At 69.0% G+C, this 21,725-nt stretch carries 25 protein-coding genes and 5 pseudogenes; 12 read left to right on the forward strand and 18 right to left on the reverse strand.

What is annotated here, in order from left to right; genetic code table 11:
* A pseudogene (locus AB0A61_RS37350) lies at positions 1–325 on the forward strand (hypothetical protein); the annotation flags it as partial.
* 47 nt (positions 326–372) lie between these two features.
* On the opposite strand, the gene AB0A61_RS37355 reads toward AB0A61_RS37350, so the two are convergent.
* Both AB0A61_RS37355 and AB0A61_RS37360 read right to left on the reverse strand, forming a co-directional pair.
* Positions 373–2,073, reverse strand: coding sequence for an IS1182 family transposase (locus AB0A61_RS37355; protein ID WP_361302906.1), 1,701 nt, complete (start codon positions 2,071–2,073; stop codon positions 373–375).
* On the reverse strand, positions 2,066–2,386 hold the full coding sequence (locus AB0A61_RS37360; protein ID WP_361302909.1) for a hypothetical protein: 321 nt from the start codon (positions 2,384–2,386) through the stop codon (positions 2,066–2,068). Before AB0A61_RS37360 ends, AB0A61_RS37355 begins: the two co-directional genes overlap by 8 nt.
* 154 nt (positions 2,387–2,540) lie before the next feature.
* On the opposite strand from AB0A61_RS37360, the gene AB0A61_RS37365 reads away from it, so the two are divergent.
* Entirely contained in the window at positions 2,541–2,849 is a 309-nt protein-coding gene (locus AB0A61_RS37365; RefSeq protein WP_361302913.1) for a hypothetical protein, read from the forward strand.
* A 696-nt stretch (positions 2,850–3,545) separates the two neighbouring features.
* On the opposite strand, the pseudogene AB0A61_RS37370 reads toward AB0A61_RS37365, so the two are convergent.
* The 4 genes and pseudogenes from AB0A61_RS37370 to AB0A61_RS37385 all read right to left on the reverse strand — a co-directional run.
* Positions 3,546–3,691, reverse strand: a pseudogene (locus AB0A61_RS37370) (IS3 family transposase); the annotation flags it as partial.
* A complete protein-coding gene (locus tag AB0A61_RS37375) occupies positions 3,679–3,807 on the reverse strand; it encodes a hypothetical protein (protein WP_361302916.1) in 129 nt (42 codons plus the stop codon). The gene AB0A61_RS37375 and the pseudogene AB0A61_RS37370, both read right to left, overlap by 13 nt.
* Positions 3,808–4,301: 494 nt before the next feature.
* A complete protein-coding gene (locus tag AB0A61_RS37380) occupies positions 4,302–4,811 on the reverse strand; it encodes a hypothetical protein (protein WP_361302919.1) in 510 nt (169 codons plus the stop codon).
* 68 nt (positions 4,812–4,879) lie between these two features.
* A complete protein-coding gene (locus AB0A61_RS37385; RefSeq protein WP_361302922.1) occupies positions 4,880–6,328 on the reverse strand; it encodes a hypothetical protein in 1,449 nt (482 codons plus the stop codon).
* Between the two features lie 650 nt (positions 6,329–6,978).
* On the opposite strand from AB0A61_RS37385, the gene AB0A61_RS37390 reads away from it, so the two are divergent.
* The 3 genes from AB0A61_RS37390 to AB0A61_RS37400 are packed head-to-tail and all read left to right on the forward strand — an operon-like array spanning position 6,979 to position 8,706.
* Entirely contained in the window at positions 6,979–7,137 is a 159-nt protein-coding gene (locus AB0A61_RS37390) for a hypothetical protein (RefSeq protein ID WP_361302925.1), read from the forward strand.
* Positions 7,138–7,175: 38 nt separating this feature from the next.
* Entirely contained in the window at positions 7,176–7,706 is a 531-nt protein-coding gene (locus AB0A61_RS37395) for a sigma-70 family RNA polymerase sigma factor (RefSeq protein WP_361302928.1), read from the forward strand.
* Entirely contained in the window at positions 7,690–8,706 is a 1,017-nt protein-coding gene (locus AB0A61_RS37400) for a hypothetical protein (RefSeq protein ID WP_361302931.1), read from the forward strand. The genes AB0A61_RS37395 and AB0A61_RS37400 overlap by 17 nt, the downstream gene beginning before the upstream one ends.
* 265 nt (positions 8,707–8,971) lie before the next feature.
* On the opposite strand, the gene AB0A61_RS37405 is transcribed toward AB0A61_RS37400, so the two are convergent.
* Positions 8,972–10,315, reverse strand: a complete 1,344-nt coding sequence (locus AB0A61_RS37405; RefSeq protein ID WP_361302934.1) for a hypothetical protein — start codon at positions 10,313–10,315, stop codon at positions 8,972–8,974.
* 25 nt (positions 10,316–10,340) lie between these two features.
* Positions 10,341–10,799 carry a DNA-processing protein DprA gene (locus AB0A61_RS37410; protein WP_361302937.1) on the reverse strand — a complete coding sequence of 153 codons (459 nt, stop codon included), beginning with the start codon at positions 10,797–10,799 and terminating at the stop codon, positions 10,341–10,343.
* Between the two features lie 359 nt (positions 10,800–11,158).
* Here AB0A61_RS37410 and AB0A61_RS37415 point away from each other — a divergent pair, with 359 nt between their 5' ends.
* Both AB0A61_RS37415 and AB0A61_RS37420 read left to right on the forward strand, forming a co-directional pair.
* Entirely contained in the window at positions 11,159–11,674 is a 516-nt protein-coding gene (locus AB0A61_RS37415) for a DUF6415 family natural product biosynthesis protein (RefSeq protein WP_361302940.1), read from the forward strand.
* Between the two features lie 208 nt (positions 11,675–11,882).
* Positions 11,883–12,548, forward strand: coding sequence for a hypothetical protein (locus tag AB0A61_RS37420; protein ID WP_361302943.1), 666 nt, complete (start codon positions 11,883–11,885; stop codon positions 12,546–12,548).
* 802 nt (positions 12,549–13,350) lie between these two features.
* Here the strand turns inward: AB0A61_RS37420 and AB0A61_RS37425 are convergent.
* Positions 13,351–14,259, reverse strand: coding sequence for a LysR family transcriptional regulator (locus AB0A61_RS37425; RefSeq protein WP_361302946.1), 909 nt, complete (start codon positions 14,257–14,259; stop codon positions 13,351–13,353).
* A gap of 71 nt (positions 14,260–14,330) precedes the next feature.
* Between AB0A61_RS37425 and AB0A61_RS37430 the strand changes: the two are divergent.
* Positions 14,331–14,705: pseudogene (locus AB0A61_RS37430) on the forward strand (RidA family protein); the annotation flags it as partial.
* A gap of 27 nt (positions 14,706–14,732) precedes the next feature.
* Positions 14,733–15,113 (forward strand): antibiotic biosynthesis monooxygenase, encoded by a 381-nt coding sequence (locus tag AB0A61_RS37435; RefSeq protein ID WP_361302979.1) that lies wholly within the window; start codon positions 14,733–14,735, stop codon positions 15,111–15,113.
* Positions 15,114–15,184: 71 nt separating this feature from the next.
* Here AB0A61_RS37435 and AB0A61_RS37440 read toward each other — a convergent pair whose 3' ends face one another.
* Positions 15,185–15,682, reverse strand: a complete 498-nt coding sequence (locus AB0A61_RS37440; protein WP_361302949.1) for a hypothetical protein — start codon at positions 15,680–15,682, stop codon at positions 15,185–15,187.
* Between the two features lie 90 nt (positions 15,683–15,772).
* Here AB0A61_RS37440 and AB0A61_RS37445 point away from each other — a divergent pair, with 90 nt between their 5' ends.
* Together AB0A61_RS37445 and AB0A61_RS37450 are read left to right on the forward strand one after the other, a co-directional pair.
* Entirely contained in the window at positions 15,773–16,219 is a 447-nt protein-coding gene (locus AB0A61_RS37445; RefSeq protein ID WP_361302952.1) for a hypothetical protein, read from the forward strand.
* Between the two features lie 193 nt (positions 16,220–16,412).
* On the forward strand, positions 16,413–16,880 hold the full coding sequence (locus tag AB0A61_RS37450; RefSeq protein ID WP_361302955.1) for an SAM-dependent methyltransferase: 468 nt from the start codon (positions 16,413–16,415) through the stop codon (positions 16,878–16,880).
* On the opposite strand, the gene AB0A61_RS37455 is transcribed toward AB0A61_RS37450, so the two are convergent.
* The 3 genes and pseudogenes from AB0A61_RS37455 to AB0A61_RS37465 form a co-directional block, all read right to left on the reverse strand.
* Positions 16,814–17,164 (reverse strand): hypothetical protein, encoded by a 351-nt coding sequence (locus tag AB0A61_RS37455; RefSeq protein WP_361302958.1) that lies wholly within the window; start codon positions 17,162–17,164, stop codon positions 16,814–16,816. The genes AB0A61_RS37450 and AB0A61_RS37455 overlap by 67 nt on opposite strands.
* A gap of 285 nt (positions 17,165–17,449) precedes the next feature.
* Positions 17,450–17,791: pseudogene (locus tag AB0A61_RS37460) on the reverse strand (transposase); the annotation flags it as partial.
* Between the two features lie 46 nt (positions 17,792–17,837).
* Positions 17,838–18,587 (reverse strand): SDR family oxidoreductase, encoded by a 750-nt coding sequence (locus AB0A61_RS37465; protein WP_361302982.1) that lies wholly within the window; start codon positions 18,585–18,587, stop codon positions 17,838–17,840.
* A 377-nt stretch (positions 18,588–18,964) separates the two neighbouring features.
* On the opposite strand from AB0A61_RS37465, the gene AB0A61_RS37470 reads away from it, so the two are divergent.
* On the forward strand, positions 18,965–19,342 hold the full coding sequence (locus tag AB0A61_RS37470) for a nuclear transport factor 2 family protein (RefSeq protein ID WP_361302961.1): 378 nt from the start codon (positions 18,965–18,967) through the stop codon (positions 19,340–19,342).
* A gap of 72 nt (positions 19,343–19,414) precedes the next feature.
* Here the strand turns inward: AB0A61_RS37470 and AB0A61_RS37475 are convergent.
* The 5 genes and pseudogenes from AB0A61_RS37475 to AB0A61_RS37495 all read right to left on the reverse strand — a co-directional run.
* A pseudogene (locus AB0A61_RS37475) lies at positions 19,415–19,534 on the reverse strand (IS630 family transposase); the annotation flags it as partial.
* A gap of 332 nt (positions 19,535–19,866) precedes the next feature.
* Positions 19,867–20,577, reverse strand: a complete 711-nt coding sequence (locus AB0A61_RS37480) for an ATP-binding protein (protein ID WP_361302964.1) — start codon at positions 20,575–20,577, stop codon at positions 19,867–19,869.
* A gap of 111 nt (positions 20,578–20,688) precedes the next feature.
* Complete coding sequence (locus tag AB0A61_RS37485) at positions 20,689–20,841, reverse strand: hypothetical protein (protein WP_361302967.1); 153 nt, start codon at positions 20,839–20,841, stop codon at positions 20,689–20,691.
* Entirely contained in the window at positions 20,829–21,065 is a 237-nt protein-coding gene (locus AB0A61_RS37490) for a hypothetical protein (RefSeq protein ID WP_361302970.1), read from the reverse strand. Before AB0A61_RS37490 ends, AB0A61_RS37485 begins: the two co-directional genes overlap by 13 nt.
* A 434-nt stretch (positions 21,066–21,499) precedes the next feature.
* Positions 21,500–21,725 (reverse strand): integrase core domain-containing protein (locus tag AB0A61_RS37495; protein ID WP_361302973.1); only part of this gene is annotated, 226 nt, incomplete at its 5' end.

A 21,725-nucleotide genomic window follows, 5' to 3' on the forward strand; every position in this document is an offset into this window, starting at 1 on the left:
CACCGACGCCCTCTTACGCCTGGCGGAGATGCGGGAGCAGGCCGGGGATCGGGAGGGCGCCGAAGCCCTGGCCCGCCAGGCCGCCGACCACGGCAGCACCGACGCCCTCTTACGCCTGGCGGAGATGCGGGAGCAGGCCGGGGATCGGGAGGGCGCCGAAGCCCTGGCCCGCCAGGCCGCCGACCACGGCAACACTGGCACCCTGCACGACCTGTTCGACAGGTTGTGGCCGAACGGCCTGGACCCGGACGGTACGCACACGCCCCCATGGCAACCGTCGGCGCCCGCCCTGCTCCGCCCAGACATGTCACCAGACGCACCGTAGGGGACGCCGTCGTTTGCGGCTGGTGACGATCCTGCTGGATTACCCGGTCACGCGGCGAGGGAGAGGCTGAGGCTGGCAAGGTGGCTGACGCGGGTGCGGTCGAGCGGATGGCCGTTCCACCAGGCATCGAGGCGGATGAGGTTGAGTGCAACGGCGGAGAAGACGTGCTCCAGGTGGGTCTTCTGGAGACCGAGGTAGCGAGCACGTCTTATCCCGGTGACCGCGACGGCCTGGTGGATGGTTCCCTCGATGCCCGCGCGGGTTCCGTACTTGGCTCGCCACTGCTCGTCGCCCTGCTGGAGGCGGGCATGGTCGAGGACTTCTTGAACCTCGCGGGGTTGCAGGGAGAGGGTCCGGCCGCCGGTCTTCGAGCTGGTGCACTGGTCGCGCACCGGGCAGGGGCGGCATGTCTCCTTGTCGAACTTGATGACGATGGCCTTGGTGCCGCGCAGGGTGGCGGGGCTCCACCAGGCGCTGGTGTCCCCGCGTGGGCAGGTGGCCTGCCGCTTGTCCCAGTCGATGGTGAACGCGGTGCGGTCGAACCCGGCGCCGGCACGCGCCTGGGGTGAGCTGTTCATCAGGACCGGGGTGACCAGGGTGACCCCGAAGTTCTTCTTCATGCCCACGATCAACTCGGCGGAGGCGTAACCGGAGTCGAGGAAGTGCTCGGCGGGCAGGAGATCGCGGGCGGCGAGCATGTGATGGACCGGTTCGGTCATTTCCGCGTCGGTCACCGTGGCGTCGGTGGTCGCGATGCCGGTGATCAAGCGCGGCGGCGGTCCGTCGGCTACCGGCCTCAGCGCCTGGCCGTCGGCAGCCGGGTCCTGGTCAGCGGCATCCTCGCAGGACTCGCTGAGGTGGATCTTGTAGCCGGTCCACCAGGAGCCCTGTTTGAGGCCGTAGCGCGCGTCGGTGTCGTACGGAGAGGCCAGCCGCAGTCTGCCGGGCGGGAGGTCCTTGCTCTCCCGCCGCTTCACCTCCGCCCTGGCCTCGGTCACGGTGCGGTGGTAGTTCTGCACCCACATCGTGCGCAGGACCTGCACCGCCGGGAGTTCGCGCAGCCAGGCCGGGGCATCAGGGGCATGCACCGCCTCCAGCAGCGCGAACCCGTCCCGGCCGTAGACTAGGGCCATCTCCTCGCGCTTGCTCGTGGAAGCCGGCGGATGCCAGGAGTGAGTCCGCGGGCCGTAGCGTTCGGCCCATTCCCGAACGGGCACCGCCCCAGCCAGCCAGTCCGGGGCCGCACAGGCCAACGCCTCCAGCGCCGCCCGCAGCGTCTCCCCGGCCAGCTCCAGCCTGTTCAGATCGCGTACCGCCGCCAGCACGCGGGTGGAGTCGGTACGCTGCCTGCCTCCCGCCTTCACCAGGCCCCGGTCCTTGAGCGCGGTCAGCAGCAGGTCGAGCACCTTCTCCTCCATCCCGTGCTCGACCAGTCGTGTGCGGAACTCGGACAGCACCGAGGCGTCGAACCCGGGATCATCCAGCTCCAGGCCGAGCGCGTATTTCAGGTCCATGCCGTACCGCACCCGATGCGCTGCCGCCCGGTCGGTGAGGTTCTCGGCGAACTGCAACACCGTCACCAGCGCCAGCTGGCCCGGTGACCAGCCCGGCCGGCCTCTGGTTCCGAATGCCTCGGCGAACTCGGCGTCCGCGAACAACTCGCCCAGCTCGTCACGGACCCGCATCGCCAACGGATACGGGCCCCGTGCCGCCACCGCCCGCGCCACCTGCGCGGTCAGCTCAGGCACCTTCGGCCACGGCCTCGGCCGCATCGACATTCCACACCCCACCCGCGACCGGGAACGCCAAGACGGCCGCTGCTGTCCCGACCAACGAGCCGCCAGCACCGCTGGGCACGGAATAAGCCAGCAGGATCGTCACCAGCCGCAAACGGCGCTGATCAGTCCTCTGCCCTGGAGGGCCGGTGCAGTTCTGCCGTGAAATCCGTGGATTCCGGCCCCCTTCGCGGTCGCGGAGCACGGCATACACGCCGACCGCCAGGCCGACGATCCCGCCCGGGGTCGTCGTCACGATGTAGTTGGCCGTGTCCGCGTCGATCACTCCGGAGGCCAGGAGGCTGGTCGAGACGCCCGCGCCGAGGAGGATGAGCAGCGCACATCCCAGCAGCAGAAGCAGCAGGGCTCGGTCTGGAAGACAGACTTCTTCTTGTCTCGTTCCTCCTCATCTGGCCTCGCCGCTGCGACAGACTGCCGCCATGAACCATCAGGAAGCCCGCGAGGAACTGGCCGAGGCGGTCGCCGACATCAAGCACACGGCCCTGCGCGTCGACGGCCGCCTATGGCCGGACATCGGCACACCGGACCTGACACTGGCAGTGGAGGACCTGCTGCGCTCGACCGCGCCGCACGAGCAGGAGGGCATGGCTCGGCGTGTGTCGGAGGCGTTCATCGTGCACCCCGGCCAGCTGTACGCGCACGGGATCGACAACCTCGCGTTCGGCACCGCGATTCTCTCGCTGCGGCTGGCGCTGGCCCACCTGGACACCGCGCAGCGCCCGGAGTAGGGACCGTGTCGTCGCGCCGTCCGCCCCGGGAGCCTGTGGGCCGGGATTTGTTCGGGGATCCGATATACCGGCAGAGGCAGGCCGGGCCGCCGCCGCTGCCGACGTACACGAGCAAGACGCTGCCCGCATACCTGTGCACGCCGAAACAGATCCGCGCGGAAGGGCTGGAGCCGACCGGCCCTCCCGTCGAGATACTGTCGTGGACTCCGCAGGGCTGGTACGCGCCGGCTCAGTGCCCGGTGTGGGATCCGCAAGGCGGTCAGGACACTCGACCCGGGCCAGGACGGGTTGCTGTGAGTCGTGCGGACCGCGTCACGTGGCCTGGATCGAAGCGCGGCCCGCGTCCGTGAGGTCGCGCAGCCGGTTCTGCAGAAGGTCGTGCTGGGCGATCACCTCGGCTCGGAACCGAGTGCGGACACCGCGCAGGGGGCCGAGGCGCTCGGACAGCCGACCTCTGCGGACACCTCCGCGGTCGGGTACGTGCCCGTGCGGATAGTCCGCGTCCAGCGTCAGGGGCAGCGGCCGCGCATGGCGCTGTCAGTGGTCGTTGACAGGGCGGCAGGTGCGCGCGCACGTTATCCGAGGCGACTTCAGACGGGTCCAGTCCTCGACGCTCCGTCAGCCGCCCACCAAGGCCGACAGATCCTTAGCGCCGGTTTTCGTTCCGATGTTCCTCAACCCCCTTCTTCAAGGGTTGGCGAAGAACGACTCGGCCAGCGCGTTGTCCCAGCACTGGCCGGTACGGCCGACCGACAGCCGGATGCCCAACTCGCTTGCTGGCGAGGAAAATTGATGGCCGGTGTCTAGCAGCCGCGGTCGGAATGAAAGATCACCGACCCCGCGGGGCCATCGCAATCAGCCCGGCGGCCATCCAGCCGCTGAGCTTCTTGCCGCTGGGGCGTGGGTTGCGCCGGATGTGCCGACGCACCACGTAGTATCCCTCAGCCACCTTCGCCACCGCCAACTCCTTGCAGCACGGCGGGCCGCCCACTGCGGCCGGCACTGTGGGGATTGATGTAGCAGCGGCCACTGACAAAACCACCGGAATGATCAGACCAGCGTCCTGTGCGGCGGCACTATCGCGCCGCCTGCCCTGCCGTCCGGGCGCGGTGTGCGGATCCACCCGGTCTGCGGCCCCTCCGCCTGCGCCTTCTTTTGTACCCGGCTGGGGTGGCAGCGGGCTGCCACCGACAGCAGGGTGCACGAGGCCACGCACTGGCGCCGCAAACCCGCCCTCGCTCCCCTGCCGCCACAGCAGCTTTGGCCCAAAGGAGCGGCATGTTCGAGATCCGGCCGAAGCCTGCCTGCGGCAGCCGACCGGTGCACCGGGCAGCCAGCCGAACAGACGCTGTTGCGCGAACTCGGCAAGCCACTCAGGATGTGCCGGTTGCGGCAGCGCCCGGACGGCTTCCGGCTGTGGGATCGAGGCTGCGCCGGGATCCCTGCGCTGTTTCATGGCCTGGTGCCGGGCGGGCTGAGCAGATGGTCGCCAGGCCATAAGGAACCGCCTGCCTCGGCCCAGGCGAGGTGCTGGCGTACCTGGTCCAGGACTGCCTCGCGGTCCTGCGAGCCGTAGGAGGTGCATTCCTGGGTGGCCGGATCGACGACGCGGACCGTGCTGTCAGGGCCGCTGCACAGCAGGGCCCGCTCGATTGGCGGCAGTCCCAGGGTGAGTGCGTCGCAGCCTTCGCTGCGGATCAGCCGGACAAGGCCGGCCACCACCGCCTCCCAGTCGCCGACCCCGCCCCAGTGGGCGCTGCCGCCCAGTTCCTGGGTGAGCGTGGCCAGCGGCACGATCTCGCCCGGACGGCGGCCTGTCACCAGCTGTCGGTGGATGCACATCCCGTCGGGCTGCTTGATGTGGGGGTGGAGCAGACTGGCCGCGGCGACCACGCAGGTGTTGATCTCCCGGGCGGACAGCGGATAGTACGGTTCGTGCGCGAACAGCATATACACGGACATGCCAGCCGATTGCTGGCCGTCTGGCACACGCCCGTGCTCTGCCGGGACCGGGGGCTTACTCGGCACGTTCATGCGTTGCTTCCTTCCGCAGGTCGCTTCGATGCGGTGGTGCATGTGGTGCAGCGGCCGTCGCCGTCGGGGTGGGCGCGCCGCGGTGTCGGCCCGGGGCAGGTGCGGCAGGGCGGCCAGCCGAGGCAGGCCGGGCAGAGGTCTTCGCCCAGGCCGGTTGCGGGAACGCCGCAGCCGGCGCATTCGACGAGGGCCCGACGGTTAAGGGCTTGGGTCACGGTGCGGGCGGAGGCCGCTGTGGATGACCGCTTGGTGGTCGTCTGCGCGAACGGCTCGTTAAGCGGTGAGGTGTGGTGGCAATTAGCAGCGGTGGCGGGCGGGGGGTAGGCCTGGGCGGCGCGGAGCCGGGCGGCGATGATCGCGCCGATGGAGGTGCGCACCGTCTTGGGCAGGGAGCGGTCGGTGATGACGTGGCGCAGTTGCTCGGCGCTCCAGCCGGAGTCCATCATTACGCTCGCCACGCGGCCTTGATCGGTCAGTGCCGGCCCGGTCAGCAGCAGTTCGGGACGGCTCGCGGCGATCTCCAGCAGCAGCCGGATACCCGCGTGCATCTCGTCGGTCGGAGGCGGTGGCTTCGGCGACGTTGTCGCGTGCGAGGGGGCCTTCTGTGCGTTCGTGCGCGCGGCACCGCTGCGGTCGCGAGGACGGAGGGGGTTGGTCTTCTGCTTGTTGGTCTTCTTAAGGATGGTGTTCTTAGTGCGGGGATCAGCCAACACTGGGTCAGCCGATCCTGGATAACCCGGCTCTGGCCTGGAGCTGGGGTTTTGCGGGGCGGGCAGGTCGGTGATGAAGTACAGGGCCTGCCCGAGCGTGCCGTCGGGGTTGCGGTCGCGCTCGCGCAGCAGGAATCCGTGGTGCTCGAGTTCCTCCAGGCCGGTGGTCACGGCGTCGATGCGTTCGCGGCCGTGTCGGGCCAGGTTGGCGACGGTGATTTGCCAGCCGTCCCGGTGGGTGCTGATGTGACCGAACAGCCCTTTCGCCTTGAAGGAGATCCGGCTGTCGCGGAACAGCGCGTTGGCGATCTGCGTGAACTGGTCCTTCGCCATCACCCCGCGGCGGATCCCTGCGCCGGCTTCGGCGTCGCTGCCGGGCTCCCGGAAGGTGGATGCTGGGTCGATCGGGGGAACGTTCGGGGCGGCGGGCCGGTCGGTGATGCTGTAGACGATCTTTCCGAGGGTGCCGTTGGGGCGGCGCACGCGATGGCGGACCAGGTAGCCGAACTTCTCCAGTTCGTTCAGTCCTGCCCGCACCGCGTCTCGCCCGTCGGGGCCCAGAGCGACGAGGGCCGCGATGGTCACCAGCCATCCGTTGTGGTGGGTGCTGATGTAGCCGAACAGTCCCTTCGCCCGGTACGAGATGCGGCTGTCGCGGAACAATTCGTTGGCGATCTGTGTGAACTGATCGGCCGCCATCACGCTGCGGCGGATCCCGGATCCGAAGCTGCTCATCGCGCTGTCCTGGGTGCAGGCCGCGTGCGGTGGCCACGGCAGCGCCCCGTGCCCGCCGGGGTGGGGCGGCCGGCGGGCGCGGGTGCGGCGGCGGACGTGCGTTCCATGCCGTCAGCTCATCCGCCGGCCCCGACCAGGCTGACGGCCATGAGCCCCGACCACCGGTCACGGTCCGGCAACGCGGCCTTGTAGTGGCTCGAGCCGCTTGGTGGCCGGGGTAATCGACGTGAGCTGGCCCCCTCGCACACTCCGAAGAATCGAACTTGAGAGTGATGCAGGTAAGCGTGTACGTAGAAATAAGACGCTACTTAGGGCATGTGGTCGTTTTCGGTTATTCGTGGCGCGTCGCGTGACGCTTGCCACAAGGCGGGCAGTCACCGCTCCGGCCGGGCTCCTTGCAGTGATACGGCCTGTCCCGCTGACCCGCAGGTGAGCGGCGCGGTGGGTGCCGTGAGGCGCGGCAGCGACGGCAGAGGCCAGCGGCCGAGAGTGACGCTTCAGCGTAATCGAACGGATTCGTTGCGTAAGAATTCTGATGCGTCGGATGCACGCCGGAGCTTCGCTGCGCGCCATGTGAAGCAGAGGGCGCGATCAAGGCCCTCCGGTCCGGCAGATGTCGGGCCCGCCATTTCACAGAAGGATCAAGACCCGTGTCCTTTGAGCAACTTGATGAGGTGGTCCTGGCCGGGCTCGCCGTGCGCGTGCTGGGCCGCGACGCGGTCGCGCTGCTGCGCCGCGCGGCGGCGGCCGAGGTGCGGGTGGGCGTCAGCGAGCTGCGTCGCGGCGACGGCAAGGACACCGAGGCGTGAGCCGGGACTCCAGCAACCACCCAGCCGGCACTGCGCCGATGACCACGCTGCCCCTGGACTTCGAGGCTTTCCACCGCATGCACCGCCCGGCCTACATCGACTGGGCCAAGACGTACCTGAACAACCGGGCCGATGCGGAAGAGGCGGTGGACTGGGCGTTCGAGCAGCTGCTCATAGCCTGGACGGAGGTCCTGGCCAAGGAGAGCCCGGCGGCCTACGCCTGGCAGGTGATGAAGCACCGCACCATCGACGTCGCCCGCGCCCGCGGCCGCCGCGAAACACTCGTGGACAGCGCCGCCTTCGAAACCGCCGCGCTGCGCGAGGCGGTCGACCCCATCGGGCAGCTGGAGGAGAGCCTCAGCCTCTTCCACGCGATCGAGGCCCTGCCCGAACGGCAGCGCGACGTCATCGTGCTGCGCTACAGCCACGGGCGCTCCGTCCGCGAGGCCGCCGACCACCTCGGCATCACCCCGGCCGCGGTGCGCTCCACCGCCCGCTACGCCCGCCGCCGCCTGCAGGAGATCCTGGGCCTGGCCAAGGAAGGACACGCCGATGACATCGCACATTGACCGGCTGCTGGCCCGGGCCCGGCTGGTCAACGAGCCCTGTTCCCCCCACGACATCGACGCCGCGGCCGAACGCATCGCCCAGCGGGCCGCCGCCCACCGCGCCCACCCGAGAAACCCCCCAGCCCACACCACAGTGGGCGGGCCGCAGGACGCGGCCGCCGATGATCTGCGCACCCTGTGCGAGACAGCCGTCATGAGCGCCGGAGCCCTGGCCACGCTCAGACGGTTCATCTCCCGCTGTCTGCCTGAGCCGCCGGCGGCCCGCGTGCTCGGCTGCATCCTGCAGCTCACCGAGCAAGAGGACTCCGCACGCTTTTGGTGGCAATACGCCGCCGGAGCCGGCGACAGCGCCGCCACCTACTGCCTGTACCTGCATCACAAAGCCCACGGCGAACAGCCCGAAGCCGACTGGTGGCACACCCAAGCCGCCAAGAACGCCCGCGACCGCGGCGAGCCAGACGCCGGACCCCAGGAAGTCACCACCGCCCTGCGCCTCCTGCGGGCCCTGCAGGCCGACGCCCCCACCACAGGCCTGGCCGCAAGAGCCGCGCACGTCAGCGCCGTCCTCGACTACGTCCCGGCAGCCCTCGCCTACGTCGACGACGACCTCGAGCTGCCCCTGCCCGACGCCGACTTCCCCGACCACATCACCTCCCTGACAGCCACCCCAGCCGCACCCCCACCCCACCCCGGGTCGCACAAGGCCACCGCGGCCGCGCCGGAGCGCCAGCACCGCAGCGAGCCCCCCACACCCGCGGCCACAGCCCGCCCGGCCATCCGCCCCCGCCGGCCGTCCACCCCCGCACCAGCAACCGAAGAATGGACATGGCACGACAGTGGAGGAGCATTCGGGCACATCCAGCGCACCGGCAGCTTCACCGCAGCAGCGCGCCGCCGCCAGGCGATGGAAGCGTTTTGGCAGCACTGCGAGGAATGCGCCGACTGCGATCCCGCCGGCATCCCCTGCCCCAACCACGAAGCACTCTGGCTCTTCAGCTAACCACTGCCCCGCAGCCGATCCGTACCCGCACAACCACCAGACCCAGAGCCCCTCCCTGAAACCTGGTCAGACCAGAAAACCAGCAGCGAGCATCTGCAGGTGCCCCACGACTGCGTCGCGCCTGCCGACTTCCCCGACGTGGGCAGGGCTATGGATCTGTGGGAAGAGCGGCCTGATGCCAGAGAAGCTGTGCGGGGAGTTCCGGTGTTCGAAGCTGGAGGTCGGAGTTGCAGCAGTGAGCCACGACGGGCTCCGCCCCGGCTTGCTACGCACCGAGCGATGCGATCAAGTGGTCGTCGAGGTCGGCGAACCATTCCTCGCGGCGCCACGGGATCAGATTGGTGCGGGCGCGGCGCAGGCGAATGGCGGCGACGCGACCGCCCGTAGCGGAGGCGGCGTCCACGCACTCATGCAGGAGCTGGGCTGCGGACTGTGGTTCATTCAGACGGATCCGGGCGAGCGCCTGGTCGGTGAAGACGATCGCCTTCTGTACCCGCTCGCGCGGCGTGTGGAGGGCGGCGGCTGAGCGTGCGAAGTAGTCGTGCGCTGCGGCCGGATCGCCGATGTACAGCGATGTGACGCCTTCGAATCCGCGCAGATGGGCAGGCGAGAACGACCCTGTCGCCGGGTCGCCGTCGCGGTCGCTGCCCAGGTCGTACCAGGCAAGGGCGAGCGCGGCCTTCGCATGTTTTGCGGTGCCTGCCCGGGCTGCGATCTCTGCCTGCAAAGCATGCGCGCGAGCTCGGACAGTGGGGCTCTCGCCAGCGCGGGCGTCACGCACCGCAGCATCGACAAGATGCTGTGCCGCTTGCAATCCGGGGACCGCATACAGGGTGACCAGGGCGTGGCTGATGTGGACGACCGCGCGCCGCCACGGCGTGCCGGTGCGTCCTGCCGCTGCGGTGGCTTCGGCGTACAGCGTCCGGGCCGCTTCGTCGTCGCGTGTCTCGAACGCCGCCCGGCCCGCGAGGGTGAACGTCTGGGCGGCAACCGCGTGCAGGGCAGGCAGCATCGCATCGGGAACGGGCGCGCCGAGCAGACGCCTTGAGGATTCGACGAGGGGGGCGAGCAAGAGCTGCAACCGGACGAAGGGCACACTGCCGACGTGCCGGTTCACGTCACCGACCGCCGTGTGCATCGCATCAAGCAGTTGCTCATCGAGCCGAGAGGGGTCGGCGAGGGCTGCCGACAAAGCTTGTTGCGTGGAGGGGCCGAGCAGGGCGAGCAGTTGGCCGCCGGCACTGGTCATCGTGCGCACCAGCAAGCTGCGTAGCTGCTCAAGGCGCTGCTCACTTTCACCCAGATGCGCCAGCGACTCGAGAAGCTCGCAGAAGTCGGACCCGACGCCCAGGGACACATGACCGTGAACATCCAGGGCGTACAGGTGCGCGAGCAACAGTTGGTACCGCTCACCCGGCAGGATCGGCGCCGTGCCGGACTCCCACCGGGCGACGGACCGCTGCACACTGGCCGCACTGGCATCCAGCGGCAGCCCGAGCCGGGCCGCGGTGTCGCTAATGGCGCAGGCAGTATCCGCGAGAGACCAACCACGGGTCACCCGCAGCCGTTTGAGTGCAGCTGCGCCCATGCGCTTGTCGTGCACGCTCATGCCTTCATGATGCCCCGCCCTGCGCTCACACGGGCACGATCAACCGCGGCTTGCCCTGAGCCGACGCGTAGTTGATCGTCTGCCACGTGCCCGACCTGTCTTCCGGCCCTGCCAGCGGAAAGGCGATCACCATCTGCGCGCCGTCCACCATGTACCTGTTGCGCGCATGGTAAGCGGGTGTACTCAGTTCCGCGGCGCCGAGTTCGACGATCGCAAAGATCCGGCTACGGCAGTCCTCGATCGCCTGCCGCGCCTGATCCGGCTGCTGCGCAACCGAGCCGGGCACCACCACGGTGATCCGCGCCTGAGAGTGTTCGGCGAGCCACAGCAAAGCCAGGCTGTCGATGCCAACCGCACCCCCCACGTAGAAGTGGGACTCCTCGCTCGCCCACGGCGCCAGGTAAGTGCCGAACAGCTGACTGAACCCTGCCAGACCTCGATGTTCGGTGCGCCGCGTACCAGTGATCGCCGCAACCACGGGCATTGATCAACTCCATGTCACAGGTTGTCAGATCCCGCCCCGCGGCTGCCCTGCGATGGGATGTCAGACATGGACGCGAAGACCTCTACCACCATTCTGGCGACCGCCGACGCCACCGAGGGCATGACCGAACGAAACCGGGAACACCCACCCACGAAGAACGGCATCACACCGCCCCGGGAACGCCCATCAGGCGCCAAGATGGTCCTCCGCGTCTACACGAGCACACGCCAAAGCCTCATGACGCCGCCGCGCGCCACCGTCACTGTCCCCTACGGCTTCGAGCCCTCCGCTGAGCTACTCAGCACCCAGCCGCCTCCCCGCGCCTGCCCCGTGTACCGGTCGGCAGGTGCTTGCCGGTGATGCCGGGCCGCACTGAATGTGGGGAGCTGCCGTTCACCACCGGCACTGCGCGTGCTGCGGCTGCCTGGTTCCTCGACCAGCCGCTGCTTTTACGCCACGAGACGGTGAAGGGCTTCGACAAGGACTTCCGCCAGAGGCTGGGACAGCTGATCCCGACCATCAGGGAAGTCACCGCACGTCTGCCCGAGCACGATGTGCCCGCACAGGTAGCTTTGGCCGCCATCCACCAGGCGCGGCGACGGCTCGACGAGGTGAAAGCCGTTGGCCTGCAGGGTGAGGTCGAGCGGGTCAAGCGCCTGGCCCGATCCGTGGTGGCCCTGTGCGACCACTACGACAGCCTCACCGGCGTCACCGTCTGCCTGGCCTGCGACCAGCCAATCAGCGGCAACGCGGCATGGCTGCCCTACGACCAGATCAGCCCCTCCGCAGGCACGGGAAGATCCGGGCGGATCCACACCGGCTGCGCCCACACCCTGCGCCACACCGGCACGCGGCACCCGTCCGCCCCGGCGTGAAGGGGGCCCACGGTGGCCGCCCTGGGCCAGGCCGCATCCGCGCACTGCCGTACCCAGGGCCGGCGACCCCCGCCCCTGGACGTCCCAGGTGCTGGCGTCGCTACAGGCCTGCCGGAGCCGTGGCCACCAACGCCCGCCCAGGCCGAGCCCGGGGCGGGCACCCCACAACCCTTCCCACCCACTCCCCCTACCTTGATGGGACCATCCGATGAGCGCCGCCACCACCAGACCTGCGAGCACCACCGCGCGGCTGGTGCCCTACGTCACCAGCCGCGAAGGCGAACACCCCGACCTGCTCTTATCGCTGCGCGGTATGCATGGGCCGGACGGCCATCTGCAGCTCGGCTACTGGGACGAGACACCCGAAGACCGAGACCTGCGCGGCGTGCTGTGGGGACGCTGCTCCCAAACGATCGGTGCGGACGGCCTGCCCACCGGGCGGCCACGGTGGCGCATGGTGCACCCCTCCCGGCAACGCGAGTGCATGGAACGCTTGCGCTGCCAGGTCTGCGCCCAACCCGCCCGCACCCGCCACGGCGTCCTCTTCCTCGCCGGCCCGAACGAGGTACGCCCCGAGGATGCGGTGGTGCGCACCGCACAGCCGCCAGTGTGCCTGGAGCACGCGCGCTTGGCGGCGGAGCAGTGCCCCCACCTCGCCGGCCAGCCCACGGTGTTTCTCGCACAGAGCGCACCGCTGTATGGGGTGATCGGCACCCCATACCACTGGGGCGACGGCGGGCTGCGCGCACTCCCGGCTCCCGAGGACGCGCTGGCGTATGGGCATCCGGGCCTGCGCTGGTACCTCGCCTCACAAATGGTCCGCCGCCTGCGCGCCTACACCATCCACACCCTGGACGACCTCCCCGCCGGGTAGCGCCCACACATCCGTTCATTCTCAAGACCGCCTGGGCTTGTCGCAAAGGCCGGGGCCCTTGCCTCCGGTGCCGAGCCACCACCCCGCTCCCCCACCCATCCCGGCACCAGACCCCTCGCCGTCCGACGACCAGGCACGCGCCTGCGCATCGTCCAGCTCGTCGACGTGGACAGCCTGCCGAGGTCCTTGTCTCGGCCGGCCGGATGAACCTGCCCGGTCGCCGAGGATCCGGTTGAGCCCCGGCAACCGGGCAGCACCAGCCCCCGGCGCGGAGAGCCGATCACGACCGTCCCCCCGCGGCCTGCCCCCACCTCCCCGCGCCGGGCCTGTCACCACCACTCACGAAAGGAGAAAGCCACCATGACGATCGCCCCCGACGCGCCCACGGCGCTCGCACCGCTGAAGTTCCTCGAGCTGGAGATCACCGGCCGGTGTCAGCTGACCTGCTCGTTGCGTGTCGCGGCACTCGCTGTGTTCCACGCAGGTCGTGTCGCTTTACCCGGTGGCGGAGCCTCGGCGTCGTGTCGCGTTTCGACGGGCCATCGTGTTCCTTTTCGGGACGTCCGGTGTGACGGAGGTCACGGGGCGTGGTCTGCCGGAATCTGACTATACGTGGGGCAGTCTGCCACCGAGGCGGGCTCGGCGGTCCCGCTCAGCTCGTTCGCTGCATGGTGGTGGCGCTGCCTCCGTCGCCTGTCTGTGGGGTGGTCCCCGTGACCTCGTCGAGTGCCGCCGCCTTGCGCACGAAGTCTGTGGTGATGCGGCGCAGGCCTTCGAGCCCGACGAAAGCGGCCCGACCCCACTAGGGCCTGTCCAGCGGATCTTGGCTGATGGTCGCCAGCAGGCGTGTGACCAGGGGATTCTGGTCGTTCTCGCGCCAGGCGACGGCCACTCGTGTACGGGCGGTGCCGGGTTCGATCCTACGGAAGGCGACGCCTTTGAGGCGGATGCGTCGGATGCTCGCCGGGGCCAGGGAGACGCCCAGTCCGGTTTCCACGAGGGCGCATACGGTTTGCCACTCCACCGCGTGCTGGACCACCTGCGGTGTGAATCCTGCTGCGGTGCACAGGCCGATGATCTGGTCGTGCAGTGTCGGGCCGACCGTGCGGGGCAGCAGCACGAAGGGCGAGTCCGCCAACTGTGCAAGCCGTACGGTCCGTTGGGCGGCCAGAGGATGCGTGGACGGCAGCACGGCCGCGAAGGGCTCGCTGAGTACCGTCCTGAAGCCGAGTTCTGTCTCGTCGGTGGGGGGTTCGCGCAGTAGACCGATGTCGATGGTCTTGTCGTGCAGGGCGGCGATCTGTGGAGCGGTGGTCATCTCGTGGATGTCCAAGTGCACGCCTGGGAACTGGTGACGGAAGGTGCGCAGCAGACCGGGCAGGACCGTCAAGGCGAGGGAGGCGGCGAAGCCGATCCGTAGGCGGCCGGCCCGTCCACTGCCGACGGCCCTGGCTGTGGCCAGGCCGGCCGCGAGGTCGGTGAGTGCCCGCCGGGCGGCGGGCAGCAGTTCGATGCCGGCTGAGGTCAGGGTGACACGCCCTGGGGTACGGGTGAACAGCGCGTGGCCGACCTTGTCCTCCAAGCGGCGGATCTGCTGGCTCAGCGGCGGCTGGGCGATGCCCAGGCGGGCGGCCGCGTGGCCGAAGTGGAGTTCCTCGGCGAGCACGACGAAGGCGTGCAGTTGCGGCAGGGGGAGTTCGGGGCGCTCCATACGCCTAGAGATATCAGGTCATGCATACGGCCGTATTAGACGTATCAGTGCTGGTCATTTAGCGTCGGCGCATGACAGAGCGACGCGCGATTCTCAGCGGCTCGGCCTTTGAGGAGCAGATCGGCTATGCCCGTGCTGTGGTCGACGGCGACTGGGTGCATGTGTCCGGGACGACCGGTTTCGACTACGCCACCATGACGATCTCCGACGATGTGGTGGAGCAGGCCGAGCAGTGCCTGCGCAACATCGAGGCCGCACTGGCCGAGGCGAGGTGCACCTTCGCCGACGTGGTGCGCGTGCGCTACCTGCTGCCCGACCGTGAAGACTTCGAACCCTGCTGGCCGGTCCTGCGCCGCTGCTTCGGCGACGTTCGGCCGGCTGCCACGATGCTCATGTGCGGTCTCGCCGACCCGCGGATGAAGATCGAAATAGAGGTGGACGCGCGGTGGCGCATCCGGCCTCACGGTGGCGCCATGAGCAGTCACTCGGAAGTGCCTGCCGTGTCCGTCGAGGCCTATGAACCCCCCTACTACGCGGCTGTCTTCACCACGGTGCGCACCCAGGACCAGAGCGGCTACAGCGAGACCAACGCACGCATGGAAGACCTGGTGAAGGACGTCCCTGGGTACCTGGGGATGGACCACGCGCAGACTCCTGGCGGACTGGGCATCACCGTCAGTTACTTCCGCGACGCCGACGCCCTCACTCGGTGGCGGACCGACACCGAGCATCGCGCGGCGCAACAGCGCGGGCGAGCCGAGTGGTACCAGAGCTACACGCTGCATGTGGCCAAAGTGGAGCGGAGCCACGGGTTCACGCGAGCGCAGGTCTCGCAGAGCCCGACAGCAGGCTGACCAACCGAGACCACCGCACAGCGACCGTCCCGCCACTTGTGGTCCACACCGACACCCGGGCCGAGGCAGCCTTAACTGCACGACCCATAGGGGGCCGTCCCGCTGCGGGCGGCGGGCAGGTGACGGACGTTGCCGACCGCGGCGGCCTGTTCCCTTAGCCGCTCGATCTCCTCGTGCTGGGCCGTGAGCCGGGAGACGGCAAGCGTCTTGAACGCGGTGAGCTCGGCCAGCGCCTCGTCCCGTTTCGTGAGCCGTTCTTTGAGTTCGGCGACCTGGGCCTTGAGCCGTTCGATCTGAGCGGTCCGGGGGTCAGGGGCCTCGCCCGCGTCGCGCTGGGCCTTCAGGCGACGCTCGAACTCCTCGCCGAGGTGCTGGTAAGGGCCGGGTCGGGTGGTGCCGTCGCGGTTCTTCTTCGGGTAGAAGCCGGTACGGGTCACCCCCGCCTCGGCGGCCAGGGTCTTGAGATCGCACTTGCCGCCGGGCGGGAGTTCACCCCGCAGCAGCCGGTCCATCGCGGCCCGGATCGCCTCCTCGTTGCGGGCCCGGTTCGCGTCACTGATCCGTGGCATGTCACTCGCCTCCGTCCGATGTACCGGCCGCCGTCATGATTTCGTCCACGACCCGCTGGGCCCGCTCCACCTCGGGCTCGAGCCGCATGGATGGCCTTCGACAACGGCGAGCACGACATTGCCGAGCCGTATTTCGCTCTTGGACTGAAGCTGGCTGCCCGAGCCGCCGACACTCCGCTCTCGGGCCACATCCTCCGTGCCATGGCGCATCAAGCCCTGGACCTTGGCCTGTTCAGCAAGGCCCTGGAACTCTCGACGGCCTCAGTCGCCAGCCAGCGATATCAGTCCGCCACGCCACGAGAACGGGCTCTGCTCGGCGTTGTCCATTCCCGTTGTCTCGCTGCGACTGGACAGGACAAGAAGGCAACGAAGATGCTGCTTCAGGCCGAAGACGACCTCCGCGGTGCCCATGACGGCATCGAAGAGCCGGCCAGAACCTTCTTCTTCGGCGAGGCGTCACTGGCCCATGAGACAGTCGTATGCCTCGGGGCACCACAGAATGCTAAGGGCAATGTGGAAGAGGCGTGTGCCACCTAGTCCAGGGCCCTCGACGCTATGGAGGAAGGCATCTATTCCGGTAGAGCTCGCCAGCGCGTCGTGGAGATGCGCTCCCTCCTCTCACCGTACCGGCGGCGCGGCATCCCAGCCGCTGCCGAACTGGAAACGAGGGCAGCCGACTACCTGCGCACCGTAGATTGATCAACTTCGGCAGAGAGATGAGGAAGGCACCATGACTCTACAGATCGAGCCCATCGGCACCGTTGTCGGTGGCCGAACGGAAGTCGCGGACGACAACTGGGGTGGCGTCGAGTGCATCATCCGCCTCGATCCGAAGTTCCCACTCGAAGTCGTAAAGGGACTGGATGAGTTCTCCCACCTGATCGTCACCTGGCACTTCAGCCGGGCGTCCCCGAGTGACGTTGCTCTGCACGCACGCAGCCCCCGTAACAACCCTCGCTGGGAGCCATCCGGCACGTTCGCCCATCGCAACCACCGGCGCCCAAACCAACTCGCCACCAGCTTCCCCAGACTGCTCAAGATCGACGGCCTGGACCTCCATGTCACCGATTTGGACGCGGTAGACGGGACGCCCATCTACGACCTCGGCCCCTACTTCCAGGAGATGGGGCCTCAAGGCGCGATCCACGAGCCAGCCTGGCCCGGCGAGATGCTCAGCGAGTACTGGCCCGAGTCGTAACGGTTGCGATCACATGGCCCCGTCTTGCGCCACGGGACGCGCACCATCAGCTCGGACAGCGCGTAGGTGCAGGTGCCGGTCTCGCGGACCAGGTCCTCGTCGATCTTGGTGAGCAGTCCGCCCCACCAGCGGGCGCCCTGGGGCAGCGGGGCGCCGTAGGTGTAGCCGACGGCCTGGTCGCCGTCGTAGCCGATGATGCAGTTCCAGCCCGGCCGGCTGCTCCAGTTGTCGAGTCCACTCGCGAATTGAGCGGGCCGCCGCTGCGGGGTCGCCGGCGCGGGCATGACCGATGGCGAGGCGGGAGTGGAGCAGGGCCGCAGAGGGCGGCGCGATTGACCCGCAGGGCCTCGCGGTTGCGGCCATCGAGGCGGCCCTGCATCGCGAGGTTGGACCAGGCGCGGGCCTGGCCGCGCCTGTAGCCCGCGAGGATGGCTGACTGCAGGGCGTCGGCGAACAGCAGCCGGGCCTGGCCCCGGTGACCGGCGTCATGGGCGGCCCACCCGGCGGAGGAGCACAGGTCGGCGATCGCGCCGTGCAGTGCCTGCTCCACGCTGTTGTCCGTCAAAGGGCTACGCCCACATGAGAAGTGAGGCGAGGGTGACGGCTGCCTGGTAGCACTCGGCGGTCTTATCGGAGCGAGTTGCGATGCCTCGCCGTTGCTTCAGCCTGTTGAAGCAACGTTCGACGACGTTGCGGCGTTTGTAGATCTGCTTGTCGAATGCGGGCGGGCGCCCGCCGGAGCGGCCGCGTCGGAGGCGGTTGGCGATCTGGTCCGCTCGTTCGGGAATCGTGTGGGCGATGTTGTGCTGCCAAAGCCAGGCGCGGATCGCCTTCGAGCTGTAGCCCTTGTCGCCGATGACATGAGCGGGTCGGGTCCGGGGCCGTCCCGGACCCGACCGGGGCATCGTGACGGACTGAGCGCCAAGGTCTACCTGGCCTGCGTCGGACCGCGCGGGCTCAGACTGCGAAGCCACCATCCACCGCCAGCTCCGCGCCTGTGACGTATCGGGCGCTCTCACCGGCCAGGTATGAGACGGCGTCCGCGACCTCCGCCGCCGTGCCGAAGCGGCCGAGCGCAGTGAAGCCGCGCTGGAAGTCGGCGGAATCGCCGTCGCCCGGGTTCATGTCGGTGTCGATCGGGCCCGGGTGGACCAGATTGACGGTGATCCCGTGCGGGCCGAGCTCCCGGGCCATGCCCTTGGTGAAGCCGATCAGAGCGGCCTTGCTGGTCGCGTAGAGCGCGCTTCCGCGGAAGGCCACGCGCTGGGCGATGCAGCTGCCGATGCTCACGATCCGTCCACCCTCGACCAGGTACTGCAGCGCCGCCTGGGCGTAGAGGTAGGGCGCGCGAACGTTCACCGCCAGCACCCGGTCGATCTGGTCGCATGTCACCGCCTCGATTGGCCCGACGGCGCCGACACCCGCATTGTTCACCAGGATGTCCAGCCGCGTGAACCGCTCGGCGACCGCCGCCACCGCGCCGCACACCGCCTCCGGATCTGCGCTGTCCGCGCGAACGGCCCAGCCGCTCCGCCCCATTGCGGTGATCTTGGCGACCACCTCCTCGGCCAACTCGGCCGAGCCCTGGTAGGTCAGCGCCACGTCTGCGCCGTCCTCGGCCAGCCGCAGCGCGACCGCCGCCCCGATCCCCCGGCTGCCGCCGGTCACCAGCGCCACCTTGCCGTCGAGCGCCGTCGCACCGTTCATCGTCATCTCCGTAAAACTCCTTGTTCCGGTCTTGGACACGCTCAATCCAAGACCGGAACGCCCTGCGAGTCCGGCGGCATTCAGACGTCACGTTCAATCTTCAACGACGACTCCGTATACCCCGGACGTACGAACCGACCCCGGCTGCCCGGTACAGTTCGGTCCGCCCGCCGGATCGGTAGCCACGTGGACCAAGGGGCAGCTCGGCCGGCCGACCGTCGCCGTCCAGCACCGCGCGCGCCGAGCTCGTCAACGCGGACGCGGGCCTGCGCGGCGGCGCGCACCTCGGCGGCTAGTGCTGTGACCGGGATGGTTCACCGTGATCGGAAGGCGGCTCGCGGGACGAGCGCACGCGCAACGGCTGGTATTACTGGGGCATGCAGGAAGAGATTGCACGCTCCGCGATCGACACGTTCATCTCCGCGTTCAACGCCTCAGACGACAGCTATGTGACTGCCCTGCTCTCCCAGGCTCTGACCTCAGACGTGGTCTTCTGGGGGCCGTTGGGTCGCAGCGAAGGAATCGCGGCGGTCGAGCGGTTCGTGCTGGACATCCGGCGCCACCCGGCGGGGACCGGCACGATGGTGCGCTGCTCGGCGGTGGACATGCCTGACGAGTGGGCCCGGTACCAGTGGGTCTTCACCACGCCGGATGGAGGTCCCCGCCTGGCGGGAACGGACGTCGTCCATCTGCGGCGGAGCCTCATCGACCAAGTCATTGTCTTTGCGGGGGAGATCGACCCGTCCGCCTCCTGAGTCGTCCTTCTGTCGCTGCCCTTCTCCTGAACTTGCCCCCTTCGGCGCTCGGGGACTGCGGTTCGCGGTTGGTCAGGCTGCGGTGTTGAGGGGGCGTCCGCCCCAGCGGATGCCCTTCTCGTTGCGGATGCGGGCGCGTTCCTTGCGTTGGGCGGTGAGTACGTCGCGGTGGCGGGCGTTGGTAGTGCGCCAGGCGCCGCGCACTGGCAGGACACCCTCCGGGAGAACCGGCCCCGGCCTACCAGGTTGGACCCCTACAAGCCCTATCTGGACCGGCGGCTCGCCGCTGGATGCACGAGCGTCACCCGCCTGCACCGCGAACTGCTCACCGAGAAAGCCCCGGTCACCTACCAGATGGTCCGCGCCTACATCGCCACACTGCGCGCTGCACCGGCAACACCGCGGCCCGAGTGGTGGTGGCGTGGAAGCGGCGGGCGCCGGCATGCAGCTGCCGGCGGAATGGGTGCGGGCCGCCGACGACGTGGCGGCCCGCGGAGTGGGGATAGGAGGACGCGTGGGTGCGGTCACGGGCGCCGCCCGCCGTCGACCCGGTCGGCCACAGCCTGCAGCATGCCCCCATCGGGCTTACTTGCTCCGGTGGCGGCCAGGGCCCGCTGGGTGTGAAGGGTCAGCACGGCCCAGCGGCGCAGACAGCCATCGGCGAGGCGGGCGTCCAGCGCCTTCAGGTCGCCGGGCTCGACGCTCTGCCACAGCGGATGCAACGCGGGGGCCGCATGCGGGATCTGGTCGCGGGTGAGCGGCCAGATGTAGGGCCAGCCGGCGCTGCGGGTGGCGAGCATCCGCTGGGCGCGCAGCCTGCGTTCGCCGCGCGCCGCGGCGATGAGCACCCCACACAACCCTTGGGGGAGGTCGTCGTGCAGGAAACGCAGGTACTCAAAGCACGACGCCGACAGCCGGTCGGCGTCTTCGACCACGACGATCCGCGGCCTTGCAGCCAGGGCGTGGCGGATCAGCGTGTCGGCTGCCCCGGGGTCGGCAGGCGCCTGGCCACAGAGCTTCAGTGCACGGTGGAGTGCGGCGCGCAGGTCCGCCGGTGCCGGCTGAGCCCGCACATCCAGCGGCACCGGCTCACCGAGACGGCGGGCGGCGGTGTGGACGGCGAAGGTCTTGCCGACCCCGCAATCGCCCAGCACGCACACAAACCGGCCCTGGGCATAGGCATCGGCGAGCGCATCGCCCACGGCGAGCATGCCCGGAGTGAGCAGGGTGCGCACACCCGGGATGTCGAGGAAGTGCAGGCCGGCTGGGGCGGCGTCTTGAAGGACGGCGAAGGGCCCGGCTTGCGGCGGCCTCGCCCCAGATGGCCCGTGAGGGAGTCGGAGTGGTCAGCACCGCTTCAGGGCCCAGTCCACGATCCGGTCGTCGACCTTGTCGGCCTTGAAGTGCTCCATGCCCTTGATCACGTGCTTGGTGATCTTCACCCACTCACGGAACGAGCCGAGCGCGTACTGGGTGTCCACCCGCTTCAGCAGCGCCACACCGGGTGCGAGTCGGGCACGGTCTTGAGGACCTCGTCCTCGGTCATGGCCAGGATCTCCAGGCGGATGTAGATCCGCGAGGCCAGTGCCGGATCGCTCTGCAGCGTCTCGTACGCCTCCCGGCCACCGACCAAGACGATAGCGGGCTTGGGGTCGCAGGTATCCCACAGCTTGCGCAGGAACTCGAAGTTCTCCCGCCGGTACTGCTGGGCCTCGTCGCACACGGGACGTAAGGAGAGGGAAGTTCAGCAGATACACGTGTGGGACAGATGCGTCTGACGCGAGGCTATGAGCCGCACATGGACTCCCCACCCAGCCGCGTACTCGGACGGGTGACAGCAGGACATCCCCGCCAGTTCGATGGACGCGCGTGCTAACGGCGGTCTTCGGAACTGCTGCGGGAACCCGACCGACAAGGCTCGCAGCACCGGCACCGGCCTCACACTCCCTCGCAACACCGAACCCCCGGACACACTCCGCACACCAGACGACCCCACAAAGACCAGGCAAGCAAAGGAGATTCGGCGAACATGGCACCGACCGATACGGCTTCGCGTCACCGCAAAGTCCGGGGAACCGTCACCATGATCAACCGCCCAGACCACCCATGAACAGCGGTAATGCACGGGTCTGATGCAGGTTCGGGTGACAGGTGCGGTCACGCGGCCTGGAGGGCCGGCGTGGTCATGACGGTCTCGAATTCGATGGGGGTCAGCCGGCCGAGTGATGCTTGTCTGCGACGTCGGTGATAGGTCCGCTCGATCCAGGTCACGATCGCGATCCGGAGTCCTTCGCGAGTGGCCCAGGCACGGCGGTCGAGGACGTTCTTCTGGAGCAGGCTGAAGAAGGACTCCATGGCCGCGTTGTCGCCGGCAGCTCCGACC

It is taken from the genome of Streptomyces sp. NPDC046197, from assembly GCF_040646295.1.
In the GTDB taxonomy this organism is placed as follows: Bacteria; Actinomycetota; Actinomycetes; order Streptomycetales; family Streptomycetaceae; genus Streptomyces.